Origin of the sequence: Pseudoxanthomonas sp. CF385, assembly GCF_900104255.1 — a bacterium.
In the GTDB taxonomy this organism is placed as follows: Bacteria; Pseudomonadota; Gammaproteobacteria; order Xanthomonadales; family Xanthomonadaceae; genus Pseudoxanthomonas_A.
This window is the reverse complement of the sequence record NZ_FNKZ01000001.1, coordinates 762529-774687: the sequence shown is the minus strand read 5'-3', so window position 1 is coordinate 774687 and position 12159 is coordinate 762529. Positions and strand designations below refer to the sequence as shown.

The 12159-nt window shown below is 68.6% G+C and carries 12 protein-coding genes; 1 reads left to right on the top strand and 11 read right to left on the bottom strand.

Translation table 11 applies throughout. The annotated features are described in order from the left end of the window. Positions 1 to 41: 41 nt before the first annotated feature. Positions 42 to 1667 carry a metallopeptidase domain-containing protein gene (locus BLT45_RS03330; protein WP_093295139.1) on the bottom strand — a complete coding sequence of 542 codons (1626 nt, stop codon included), beginning with the start codon at positions 1665 to 1667 and terminating at the stop codon, positions 42 to 44. Positions 1668 to 1872: 205 nt separating this feature from the next. Continuing rightward, positions 1873 to 3489, bottom strand: coding sequence for a metallopeptidase domain-containing protein (locus BLT45_RS03325; RefSeq protein ID WP_093295135.1), 1617 nt, complete (start codon positions 3487 to 3489; stop codon positions 1873 to 1875). A gap of 158 nt (positions 3490 to 3647) precedes the next feature. Between BLT45_RS03325 and BLT45_RS03320 the strand changes: the two genes are divergently transcribed. After that, on the top strand, positions 3648 to 4094 hold the full coding sequence (locus tag BLT45_RS03320; protein WP_093295132.1) for a nucleoside deaminase: 447 nt from the start codon (positions 3648 to 3650) through the stop codon (positions 4092 to 4094). Between the two features lie 8 nt (positions 4095 to 4102). On the opposite strand, the gene BLT45_RS03315 is transcribed toward BLT45_RS03320, so the two are convergent. The 9 genes from BLT45_RS03315 to BLT45_RS03275 all read right to left on the bottom strand — a co-directional run bounded on the left by BLT45_RS03315 (position 4103) and on the right by BLT45_RS03275 (position 12098). Beyond that, entirely contained in the window at positions 4103 to 4441 is a 339-nt protein-coding gene (locus tag BLT45_RS03315) for a zinc ribbon domain-containing protein YjdM (protein ID WP_093295129.1), read from the bottom strand. Between the two features lie 93 nt (positions 4442 to 4534). Then, complete coding sequence (gene hslU, locus BLT45_RS03310; RefSeq protein ID WP_093295127.1) at positions 4535 to 5920, bottom strand: ATP-dependent protease ATPase subunit HslU; 1386 nt, start codon at positions 5918 to 5920, stop codon at positions 4535 to 4537. 37 nt (positions 5921 to 5957) lie between these two features. Beyond that, positions 5958 to 6509, bottom strand: a complete 552-nt coding sequence (hslV, locus tag BLT45_RS03305) for an ATP-dependent protease subunit HslV (RefSeq protein ID WP_056879246.1) — start codon at positions 6507 to 6509, stop codon at positions 5958 to 5960. A gap of 74 nt (positions 6510 to 6583) precedes the next feature. After that, positions 6584 to 7462, bottom strand: coding sequence for a tyrosine recombinase XerC (xerC, locus tag BLT45_RS03300; protein WP_093295124.1), 879 nt, complete (start codon positions 7460 to 7462; stop codon positions 6584 to 6586). A 28-nt stretch (positions 7463 to 7490) separates the two neighbouring features. After that, the gene (locus BLT45_RS03295) at positions 7491 to 8162 is read right to left on the bottom strand and encodes a DUF484 family protein (protein ID WP_093295122.1); all 672 of its coding nucleotides are present in this window, start codon (positions 8160 to 8162) and stop codon (positions 7491 to 7493) included. Beyond that, positions 8159 to 8989, bottom strand: coding sequence for a diaminopimelate epimerase (gene dapF / locus BLT45_RS03290; RefSeq protein WP_254771775.1), 831 nt, complete (start codon positions 8987 to 8989; stop codon positions 8159 to 8161). The genes BLT45_RS03295 and dapF overlap by 4 nt, the downstream gene beginning before the upstream one ends. A gap of 25 nt (positions 8990 to 9014) precedes the next feature. Then, positions 9015 to 9227 (bottom strand): LPS translocon maturation chaperone LptM, encoded by a 213-nt coding sequence (locus BLT45_RS03285; protein ID WP_093295116.1) that lies wholly within the window; start codon positions 9225 to 9227, stop codon positions 9015 to 9017. Between the two features lie 43 nt (positions 9228 to 9270). Then, positions 9271 to 9702, bottom strand: coding sequence for a YbaN family protein (locus BLT45_RS18460; protein WP_256385819.1), 432 nt, complete (start codon positions 9700 to 9702; stop codon positions 9271 to 9273). Positions 9703 to 9926: 224 nt separating this feature from the next. After that, the gene (locus BLT45_RS03275) at positions 9927 to 12098 is read right to left on the bottom strand and encodes a S9 family peptidase (RefSeq protein WP_093295111.1); all 2172 of its coding nucleotides are present in this window, start codon (positions 12096 to 12098) and stop codon (positions 9927 to 9929) included. Positions 12099 to 12159: the final 61 nt, after the last annotated feature.

Sequence of the window (12159 nt, the reverse complement as noted above, 5' to 3'; positions counted from 1 at the left end):
CCGATTATCGCACTACCCGCGCAGCCGGGTGGCCCTGACCCTCAGGGCTCCAGCAGCGCGCACAGGGCCGGATGCCTCAGCAGGCGGGGAAGCGCGCTGCACCGGCTTTTCGGCGTGGTCGAACGCGTCGCCAGGGCGGGCGCCGAGGGCGTTCCGGTGCCGCCGGCCGCCTGCGACGACGCCGTGGGCGTGGCAGGCTTCACCAGCACGGGCGCGGGTGAACTCATCATCCGGGGCCGCGGCCCCACGCGCACGCGGAAGCCCTCCGCCGTGGCCGCAACGACTTCGACCCAGTGTCGTTCGTCGGGCGTGTTCCAGCGCTCGCCCACCTTCAGCATCGAGCCTTCGTTGTTGGACACGTCGGCGACCGGTGTATCCGTGTCGATGCTGTAGGCGATGCCGTAGTCCTCCAGCGTGTGGACGATCACGGCGTCGCCCGCGAGCTTCGCTTCGTACGTGCCCGTGCGTCGGCGCGCCTCCAGCGTGTAGATCACGGTCTTGTAGGGGTCGGGCTGCGCCGGCATCGCGAGAACGACCAGCTGCGTGTTGGACGAACCGCGCAGGCTGCCGGCGTCCAGCTCGATCTCGTGCGTCCCGGTATTGTCGGCGTCGATGACGCGCTTGCGCGCGGCGGGCAGCCAGCCCAGTCGCTCACGCTGGTACATGTTGACGTGCTTGGGCAGCGTGCCGAAGGTGGCGTCGCTGGTGGCGTTGCGCCACGCATCGCTCATCAGGTCCCACGGATTGTCGTAGGTATCGCCGTCACCATCCGAATTGTTGGAGTGCGGCAGGCCGTAGCCGTGCCCCATCTCATGCGCGAGCGGCGCCAGGTTCGCGAACGACCACGGCGGGCTCCACGTCACCCGCGTGCAGGTATAGGCGCCGTCGAGGGTCGCGCACGCACCGCCGCCCCAGGCGTTGCCGTCCAGCTCGCCGTTGAACATCAGGTTGACGCCCTGCACGCCCCGGAAGTCGACGTCGGCATCCGCGGCGGCGGCGCAGTCCACGAACAGCTGCGACAACTGCGCCTTCTGCTTGCCGTTCACGACGGCCAGATAGGCCTCGCGGGGCTGCGGCAGCGTGTACCAGCCATGGGCGGAGCTGCCGGACAGGTCCACCTGGCCGTAAGAGACCTCGGACCAGTAATGGCCCAGCTGGCCGGGTGCCGTGCCGTACTGGGCCTGGAAGAAATCACGCGGCTTCTGTTCGGTGGCGATGTCGGCGAACTTGCACATCAGCGTCACCCAGCGCGTGCTGCCGAGCACCGGCGCCGCCGCCATCACGCGCCCCTCCGCGCTCGCGACGGTCGCGCGCGCCGCCACGCGGCCGGTCGGCACGATCGCATCGATCACGGGGGACAAGGACAGGAGGCGCTGCGTCTTGGCGGCCGACGCTTGGTAGGACACCGCGACATGGCGATTGGCCAGCGCGTAGAGATCGCCTGCCGCGCGGCGCGCCTGCGCGGCGTCGAGCGCCACGCGCTGCCCGGGTGCGGTTTCGAGCCAGACGTCGAGTTGCGGTGCGGCTTGCGCACGGCCAGGGGTCGCGCGCGGAGGATCCGCCCACTGCAACTGCAGGATGCCCTGCACCACGGTGTCCGCACGCGAGGGCGGAACCGCAGACAAGCCAGCCAGTGCCAACACGAACCCGGCGGCCCACGCATGCATGCGCGAACCCCGCGCGTCGGCGGATCGTCGATGGACCACGCACGACTCCACTCACGGCGGGCGGGCCGGAATGGCGCCGCCATGCTGCGGTGTCGGCCGCTGAGCGTGCGGCTTGAGCGGTGATGTTCCGAACTGGGATGCAGGTCGGGAAAACGCGCGCGGGCCCGCCGTAACCGGCCGCCGCGATGTCGGGATTTTCCCTACATCAACGCGCGCGCGTTGCGCACTTCTGAGCCGTCGTCCGGCCAGGTTCCGTGCAGCGTTCGGTGGTGGCCGGCGGCACGCGCGCACCGCCTGTGGTCACCCGCGCATCCGTGGACGAGGGTGCGGACGACGCGGACACGCCACTGGGCTTGAGCCGGGGCGGGTTCGGGCTGCTCATGACACGGGCGGGCCCGACCGTCACCAGGAACCCCGTGGCGGTCTGCGCCGTGATGGTGACCGCATGCGTGCCTTCGGGTGTCAGCCAGCGCTCGCCGAGCTTGAACATCGAGCCCTCGTTGTTCGAGGTGTTGGCGGGCGGGACGTCGGCATCGACGCTGTAGGCCGTGCCCGACGCCTGGATCTTGTGGATGACCACCGCATCGCCCGCGAGCGCGCCCTCGTAGGCGCCCTCGCGCTTGCGGGCTTCCAGCGTGTACACCACGGTCGCGTAGGGGTCGGCCTGCGGCGACAGCGAAAGCACCAGCATCTGCACGTTGGTGGAGCCCGGCAGATGCGCGTAGTCCAGTGCGATCTGGCGCGTCGTGACGTCGCCCAGCAGCAGCACCTGCTGGCGCGCGGCGTCCACCCAGCTCAGGCGGTGGCGCTGGAAGATGTTGATGTGCTTCGGCCGCGCACCGTATGTGGCATCGCGCACCACGTTGCTCCATCCATCGCTCATCACGTCCCACGGATTGTCGTAGGTGTCGTCGTCGCCATCGGAATTGTCCGAATGGGGCAGGCCGTAGCCATGGCCCATCTCGTGCGCGAGCGGTGCGAGATTGCTGAAGGACCAGGGCGGATTCCAGGTCACCCGCGTGCACAGGTTCGCGCGACCCTCCAGCGGTGCGCAGCTGCCGCCGCCCCAGGCGAACCCATCGAGCTCGCCGTTGAACATCATGTTCACGCCCTGCACGCTGCCGAAGTCGACCGACGCATCGGCGGCCGCGCCGCAGTCGGCGAACAACTTCTTCAGGTCCGCCTTGTCCTTGCCGTTCTCCTGCGTGACGTAGTAGCTGCGGGGCTGCGGCAAGGCAAACCAGCCGTAGGCGCTGCTGCCGGCGAGGTTGATCTTGTTGTAGGACACTTCGCGCCAGTAGTGGCCCAGCTGGCCCGCCGCTTCGCCATACTGCGACTGGAAGAACGGCAGCGCCTTCTGCTCGGCGGCGATGTCGCTGAACTTGCACATCAGCGTGACCCAGCGGGTGACGCCGTTCACCGGCGCGGCGGCGGCCACGCGGGCGTTGGCCGCCGTGACCGGTGCGGATTGGCTGACGCGGTCCGCGGGCACGATGGCTTCGATCGCCGGGGCGGACGCGGGCGTCTTGCCCGGGGCGCCGAACGCGATCGCCACGCGCCGGTTGGCGAGGACATACAGATCGCCCGCCGCACGGCGCGCCTGTGCGGGATCCAGCGCGATGCGGCTGCCGTCGTCCCTCACCAGATGCGCGTTGAAGCGGGATTCGCGCTGTACCTTGCCCGGCGCCGCCGGGGCGGGATCGCCCCACTCCAGCTGCAGCAGGCCCTGCTCGATGCTCTGTGCGCGTGCGGACGGCAGCGCCGCGATACCCCACGCAGCGCAGGCGACGATCGCCAGCGCGCGACCCGTCGTCGTGCTCATTCCCATGTCCATGATCCCCTGGCTCCTGACGTGGCGGCGCGATCCATGCCCCTGGATGCCAGAGGGCTGCCCCGCCGCGCTGCGAGTAGCGTCACAGTAGGCGATATGTGAAGCTGGATTCCTAGAGGGGCGTCACGCTCCCCCGCCCCGAGAACCCCATGCCCGACTACCGCGCCCTCCTCGAAACCGCCGTCGCCGAAGCCCGCCAGGGCCTGGCCGAAGGCGGCATCCCCATCGGCGCGGCGCTCTACCACAACGACGGACGCCTGCTGGGCTGCGGCCACAACCGCCGCGTGCAGGAAGGCGATCCCTCCGTACACGGCGAGACCGATGCCTTCCGCAAGGCCGGCCGCCAGCGCCGCTACCGCGACACCATCATGGTCACCACATTGGCCCCTTGCTGGTACTGCAGCGGGCTGGTGCGCCAGTTCAACATCGGCACCGTGGTGGTGGGCGAATCGGTGAACTTCCAGGGCGGCCTGGACTGGCTGCGCGAATCGGGCGTCAACGTCATCGACCTGCAGGACGACACCTGCATCACCCTGCTCGGCGACTACATCCGCGCCAATCCCGAGGTGTGGAACGAGGACATCGGCGAGGACTGAAGCGCCGCTCAAGCCTTGCGGACGAACTCCGACTTGAGCTTCATCGCGCCGATGCCGTCGATCTTGCAGTCGATGTCGTGGTCGCCGTCGACCAGGCGGATGTTCTTGACCTTGGTCCCCACCTTCACCACCAGCGACGAACCTTTCACCTTCAGGTCCTTGATGACGGTGACGGTGTCGCCGTCCTGCAGCAGGTTGCCGTTGGCGTCCTTGATGACGCGTTCGTCGTCGCCGGCGCCGGCCGCTTCGGCGGACCATTCGTGGCCGCACTCGGGGCACACCAGCTGCGCGCCGTCCTCGTAGGTGTAGGCCGAGGCGCACTCGGGACAGGGAGGCAACGAGCTCATGGAAACGAAGACGGCAGGAAGAGGCGTCGATTGTAACCGACGGGTCGATGCCCTCCGGAAACGAAGAACCCGCCTTGCGGCGGGTTCCGGTGGTTACAGGATGTAGCGGCTCAGGTCCGGGTCCTGCACCAGTTCGCCCAAGTGCGCATCGACGTAGGCGCGGTCGATGGTGATGCTCTGGCCGTCGCGGTCGGGCGCTTCGTAGCTCAGCGTGTCGAGCAGGCGCTCGAGCACCGTATGCAGGCGGCGCGCACCGATGTTCTCCTGGCGCTCGTTGACCAGCGCGGCGATCTCGGCGAGGCGGTCGATGGCATCGTCGCTGAAGCGCAAGGCCACGCCCTCGGTCTTCATCAGCTCGACGTACTGCTTGCTGAGCGCCGCCTTGGGTTCGGTGAGGATGCGGATGAAGTCTTCCTTGCTCAGCGCCGACAGCTCGACGCGGATCGGGAAACGGCCCTGCAGTTCCGGAATCAGGTCGCTCGGCTTCGCGAGGTGGAATGCGCCGGAGGCGATGAACAGGATGTGGTCCGTCTTCACCGTGCCGTACTTGGTCGACACGTTGCTGCCTTCCACCAAGGGCAGCAGGTCGCGCTGCACGCCCTCGCGGCTGACATCGGCGCCGCCCACGTTGCCGCTGCGCTTGGCGACCTTGTCGATCTCGTCGATGAAGACGATGCCGTGCTGCTCGCAGGCCTCGATCGCGGCGGCGCGGATGTCGTCCTCGTTGACCAGCTTGCCGGCTTCTTCTTCGACCAGTTGCGGACGCGCGGCCTTGATGGTCACGGTGCGCTTGTGGGTCTTGCCGCCGCCCAGGTTGGAGAACATCTGGCGCAGTTGCTGGCCCATCTCCTCCATGCCGGGCGGCGTCATGATGTCGACGCCGACGTTGGCCGCCAGTTCCAGTTCGATCTCGCGCTCGTCCAGGTCGCCGTTGCGCAACTGGCGGCGCAGCTTCTGCCGGGTCTCCGATTCCTTCGAGGACGGCTCGGCGCCGATGTCGACCGTGGTGGTGTTCGCGCCGAAGCCGAACCCGCCGCCCGCACCGTCGCGACGCGGCAGCAGGGCGTCGAGGATGCGATCCTCGGCACGCTCCTCGGCCTGGGTGCGCATGCGCGCCTTGGCCTGTTCGCGGTACATCTTCACCGCGGTGTCGGCCAGGTCGCGGACGATCTGCTCGACGTCCTTGCCGACGTAGCCGACCTCGGTGAAGCGGGTGGCCTCGACCTTCACGAACGGCGCGTTGGCGAGCGTGGCCAGGCGACGGGCGATCTCGGTCTTGCCGACACCGGTCGGACCGATCAGCAGGATGTTCTTCGGCATCACCTCGTTGCGCAGGCTGGCGTCCAGCTGCATGCGGCGCCAGCGGTTGCGCAGGGCGATGGCGACGGCGCGCTTGGCGGCATGCTGGCCGACGATGTGGCGGTCCAGTTCCTGCACGATCTCGCGCGGCGTCATCGTGGATGAAGTGTTTTCGGTCATGGGATGTGGTCGATGGGGGCGGTCGGGGGATCGGAGCTCAGAGCTCTTCGACCACCACGTTGCGGTTGGTGTAGATGCAGATGTCGCCGGCGATGTTCAGCGACTCGACGGCGATGGATTTCGCATCCAGCTCCGTATGCGCGAGCAGCGCGCGCGCGGCGGACAGCGCATAGGAACCGCCCGAGCCGATGGCGATGATGCCGTCCTCCGGCTCGATGACGTCGCCGGTGCCGCTGATGATCAGCGAGGTTTCCTTGTCGGCGACGGCCAGCAGCGCCTCGAGCTTGCCGAGGCGGCGCTCGGTGCGCCAATCCTTCGCCAGTTCGACGGCGGCGCGCGTGAGCTGGCCGTGTTTCTCGAGCTTGGCTTCGAACAATTCGAACAGGGTGAATGCATCGGCCGCGGCGCCGGCGAAGCCGGCCAGCACCTGGCCGTCGCGTCCGAGCCGTCGCACCTTGCGCGCGTTGCCCTTCATGACCGTGTGGCCCAGCGTCACCTGGCCATCGCCGGCGACGGCGACGTGGCCGTTGCGGCGCACGGACAGGATGGTGGTCGCGTGGAAGACGTTCGGATTCTGGCTGGGGTCCATGGAGGCCTCCGGGGTGTTCATCCAGAGGTGGGGACGCCCGACGGCGGTTCAAGCATGACCTTCGGCGGGACGGTTCAGCCCTTCTTCCGCTTCGCTCTCGGATGCGCGGCGTCGTAGACCTTGGCCAGGTGCTGGAAGTCCAGGTGCGTGTAGATCTGCGTGGTGGCGATGTCGGCATGGCCGAGCAGTTCCTGCACACCGCGCAGGTCGCCCGAGGATTCGAGGATGTGGCTCGCGAAGCTGTGGCGGAGCATGTGCGGATGCACGTGCTTGAACAGTCCCTGCCGCTGCGCCAGCTGCTTGATGCGGATCTGCACGGCGCGCTGCGACAGCGGTCCGTCGCCGCGCCCGGGGAAGACGAAGCTGTCGTTGCCGGCAGGACGCTCCTGCCGCCACTCCTCCAGCGCGCGGCGCGCGTGCGAACCCACCGGCACGCGTCGCTCCTTGCTGCCCTTGCCGAGCACGTTGACCATGCCGCCGGCCATGTCGAGGTCCCGCCACCGCAGCGTGCACAGTTCGCTCAGCCGCAGGCCCGAGGAATAGAACAGCTCCAGCAGCGCACGGTCGCGTTTGCCCAGCGGTGCGTCGGTGGGCACTTCGACCAGCCGCACCGCTTCATCGGCATCCAGCACCTGCGGCAGCTTGCGCGGTGCCTTGGGCGCCCGGAGCGCGGCCGCGGGACTGGCCGCGATGCGGCCGTGCTTCAACAGCCACTGGTAGAAGCTGCGGCAGGCGGAAAGGCGCCGTTGCAGGCTCTTGGGCGACAGGCCACGGCGATGCTCGGCGGCCACGAAGCCGCGCAACTGCTCGGACTGCACCTCGGCCACATCGGCGATCTCTTGCGCCCGGGACCATTCCGTCAACGCGGCGAGGTCGCGCCGATAGGCATCCAGCGTGTGCGCGGAGACGCGACGCTCGACTTCGAGATAGGCGAGGAATCCGTCGACCGTCATGCGCGCAGGTCCGCGCGATCCGCCCGAATCAGGCGAACCGCTTCAGCGCCGTCGCCAGCGTCTCGCCCATCATGCGCAGGAACAGCGTGCCCATGCCGGGGTAGAAACGGTTGCTGTCGCGGCTGCCCACCGCCACCAGCCCGATGCCGGGCAGCGGCAGCAGCGCGGAAGACGCCACCTCTTCGGCACGCGAGCCGTACAGCAGCACGTGCTTCTCAGGCTGCAGGCGTCCGCAGATCGGCTCGCCATCGCGCAGGCAGTCCCGGAACGGCGTCATGTGCGGATTGTCGGCGGGGACGACCTGCAGCCACTCGTTCTCCTCCAGGCCCGCGACGGGCTCCAGCAGGACGATGCTCACGCGGTCGCCGTTGAAATCCTCCGCCAGCGAGGCCGCCATCGCACGGACCGTGTCGGCGGCGCTGCCCTGCTTCATCAGGGTGAGCGCCAGCTGGTGCGTGCGCACCGCCAGGCGTTCGTTCTCCTGTGCGTTGCCGAACAGGTCGTTGAGGCGCTTGGACAGTTCGCGGTTCTTGTCGCGCAGGACCTCCAGCTGGTAGCTGGCCAGCGACGCGGTCGGGCCCTCGTCGCGCGGCACCACCAGGCTGAGGGCCAGGTCGGGGAACTGCTTCAGGAAGGTCGGGTGCCGCCGCAGCCAGGCCGCGACCTCGTGGGCGCCCAGCTTTTCGAGTGTCTCGCTCATGCTTTCCATTCCCCTTCGAATACGAATGCCGCCGGCCCGGACATGATGACGGGCGCGTCGTCGGACGGCCAGCGGATGCGGAGCTCCCCACCCGGCAATACGATGGCCACGTCGCGATCCACGCGCCCGCGGCGGATCAGCACGGCGGCCGCCGCACAGGCGCCGCTGCCGCAGGCCAGCGTTTCGCCGACGCCACGCTCGTAGACGCGCAGGCGCACGCGATCGCGCGCGACGACCTCGGCGAAACCGACGTTGACCGATTCCGGGAAATGCGGCGAGCGCTGCAGCAGCGGACCGTAGTGGTGCACCGGCGCGGTATCCACCGAGGGCACCTCGATCACCGCATGCGGGTTGCCCATCGATGCCGCACCGAAGCGCAGCTTCACACCCTCATCGACATCGGCGTCGTATTCCGCGCGCGGCTGCTCGAAGCCGCGCAGCGGGATGCACGCCGGCACGAATTCCGGCACCCCCATGGCGATCGCGTAGCGGTCCTCGCCGAGGCGCTCGACCGCATGCGTCGCCAGCGGACTATCGACGACGAAGGTGTCGCCGCGCGCCACGCCGTCGCGCACCAGCCACGCCGCCACGCAGCGCGCACCGTTGCCGCATTGCTGGGAGGGCGAGCCGTCGGCGTTCCAGATGCCGTAGGCGGCGACCGCGCCGGCGGAGCGCGGCGGCTCGATCGTCAGGATCTGGTCGCAGCCCACGCCCCGGTGGCGATCCGCCAGATGGGCGGCGAGCGCTGCATCCGGCGGCGGCAGGCCGTCGCGCAGGTCCAGCACGACGAAGTCGTTGCCGGCGCCGTGCATCTTGGTGAATCGCATGGACGTGTCCCGCGCGCGAATCGGCTCAGCCATTCCCGCCGGTAGCTGGCACGGTGGCCGGATCGATCGGCGGCTCGGCGGGCAGCGTGGGCGCGGGCGTCGTTTCGGGGACCGTCGCCGGCGCGACGGGCGCGTCTTCGGCAGGCTTTTCCGGCAGGAACAGCGGGCCCTTGGCTCCGCAGGCGGACAGGACCGCCATCAGGGCGGCAGCGACGAAAAGACGGGCATTCCGGTTCATGCCGCGAGTATAGCCACAGGCCGATGAACGCGCCGGCGGTCGCTCAGCGGGGCGGCTCCGGGCGCATCCACAGCCAGGCACCGACCGCCGCCATGCACGCGATCGGCAGCGCGACCATCCACCAGCGGTGCGACCCGGTCCACAGCATCAGCGCGAGCAGGATCGCCGCACTGGCGAGCATCGTCCACGTGGCCGCCCACTTGGCGCGCCGCGACACCGCACGGTGCAGATGCCAGTCGTGGATCATCGGGCCGAAGCGCCGATGCGTGACCAGGTAGCGATGCAGCCGGTCCGAGCCGCGCGACGCCGCATAGGCCGCGATCAGGATGAACACCGTGGTGGGCAGCCCCGGCACGAACACGCCGAGGATGCCCATGCCCAGGCTGGCGTAGGCCAGCAACCACCAGGCCCAGCGGAAGCGGGTCGGCCGGGGCTCGGGAAGCTCGCGTGCTGGCGGGGGAGACGTGTCGTGCACGGCGACCTTGTACCCCAAATCGGTGGCGGACGGCGCAAAGACGAGTTGCGCGGACCGGACGACCGCACCCCACGTTGCCATGACTCCACCCCGTTCACCGTCCACGTGCCTCGCTATCGGCCGCGCCCGCCGGGACCTGAGCGCCGCCGGTCGGCGTGGGCCACCCGAAACGGAACGAGCCGGGTTTCCCCGGCTCGTTCGGTGGTCCTGCGCGCGTGCAGCGGTTACTTCGACGCGACGCCCAGCTGGTCCAGCATGAAGGCGAACATCTCGGCGCGCTCGCGGTACTGGCGGAAGCGGCCGGACTTGCCGCCGTGCCCGGCTTCCATGTTCGTGCGGAACACCACCGGGCCCTTGCCGGTGTTGAGATCGCGCAGGCGGGCGACGTACTTGGCCGGCTCCCAGTACTGCACCTGCGAATCCCACAGGCCGGTGCCGACGAACATCGACGGGTAGGCCTTGGCCTGCAGGTTGTCGTAGGGCGAGTAGGTCAGGATGTAGTCGTAGTACCCCTTCTCTTCCGGATTGCCCCACTCGTCGTACTCGTTGGTGGTCAGCGGGATGGTGGGATCCAGCATCGTGGTCGCCACGTCGACGAACGGCACCAGGGTCAGGATGACCTTGTATTTCTCCGGCGCCATGTTCGACACCGCGCCCATCAGCAGGCCGCCGGCGCTGCCGCCCATCGCTGCCACGCGATCCTTCGCCGCGTAGCCTTCCTTCACCAGGTAGTCGGTGACGTCGATGAAGTCGGTGAACGTGTTGACCTTGTGGTACAGCTTGCCGTCGTCGTACCAGGTGCGGCCCATTTCCTGGCCGCCGCGGATGTGCGCCAGCGCATACACCACGCCGCGGTCCAGCAGGCTGACGTTGGTGACGCTGAAGTTCGGGTCCATCGATGCGCCGTAGCTGCCATAGCCGTATTGCAGCAGCGGTGCGGTGCCGTCGCGCTTGAAGCCCTTCTTGTAGACCAGGGTCACCGGGATCTTCGTCTTGCCGTCGCGGGCGGGCACCCACACGCGCTCGGTCACGTACTGCGAGGCGTCGTAGCCCGGCACCGGCTGCTGCTTGAGCTGGCGGCGTTCGCCGGTCTTGACGTTGATCTCATAGGTCGTGGACGGCGTGGTCATCGACGTGTAGCCGTAACGCAGCCAATCGGTGCCGGTCTCGGGATTGGCCGACAGGCCCATCGAATAGGCGGGTTCGTCGGCCTTGACGTAGTCGCTGCTGCCGTCGGCCTTGATCACGCGCAGGCTTTCCAGCGCGTTGGCGCGCTCGGAAACGACGCTGAAACCGTCGAACAGTTCGAAACCCTCGACGAACACGTCGTCGCGGTGCGCGATCCAGTCCTTCCAGTCCTTGCGCGAGGTCGAATCGGTCGGCGCGGTCACCAGCTTGAAGTTGGTGGCGCCGTCGGCGTTCGTGCGGATGACCCAGCGGCCGCCGAGGTGGTCGGCCTGGTATTCCACGTCGCGCTCGCGCGGAGCGAGTACGGTGAACACGCCCGGGCTGGCGGCCGGCGTGCAGCGCATCTCGGAGGAGACGGTGCTCTCGACGCTGATGCAGATGAACTCGTCGTCGCGGCTGCGGCCGATGCCCATGTAGAAGCTGTCGTCTTCCTCTTCGTAGACGAGCTTGTCCTGGCTGGCCGGCGTGCCCAGTACGTGCGACTTCACCCGCTTGCTGAGCAGGGTCTCAGGGTCCTTGTCGACGTAGAACAACGTGCGGCCGTCATCGGACCACACCAGGTTCGGCTCGGCGTTGGTGACGGTGTCCGCCAGCAACTCGCCCGTCTGCAGGTTCTTGAAGCGGATCGTGTACTGGCGACGGCCGTTGGTGTCGTCGGCATAGGCCAGCAGGGTGTTGTCCTGGCTGACTTCGTAGTCGCCGACGCTGTAGAAGAGCTTGTCACCCGCCAGCGCGTTGACGTCGAGCAGCACCTGCTCGCCGGTGAAGTCGCCGGCCGCGTTGGCCGCCTGGATCGACACGGCATCCACGCCCGCGCCATCCTTGCGGCGCGCATGCACGGGGTAATCCTTGCCGGCGATGAAGCGCGCGTAGTACCACCAGCCGCGCTCGCGGTACGGCACGCTGGCGTCGTCCTGCTTGATGCGCGCGACGACCTCGTTATAGAGCTTGTCCTCGAGCGGCTTCAGCGGCGCCATCAGCGCATCGGTGTAGGCGTTCTCGGCGTTGAGGTACGCCAGCATCTCCTTGTTTTCGCGCTTGTCGTCGCGCAGCCAGTAGTACTCGTCGTTGCGCTCGGCGCCATGCGGGGCCTTGACGACGTGCGGCTTCTTCACCGCGTCGGGCGGGGTGGCGGTGGCGGCGAGGGCGGAAGTGATCGGGGTGCTCATCAGGACGGAAGCGGCCAGCAGCAGGAAGGTCGGTTTCATGGATGGGGTCCGGGGACGCGGGATGCAATGGCGACGCCCCTCCGGAGAGGGGCGTCGGACG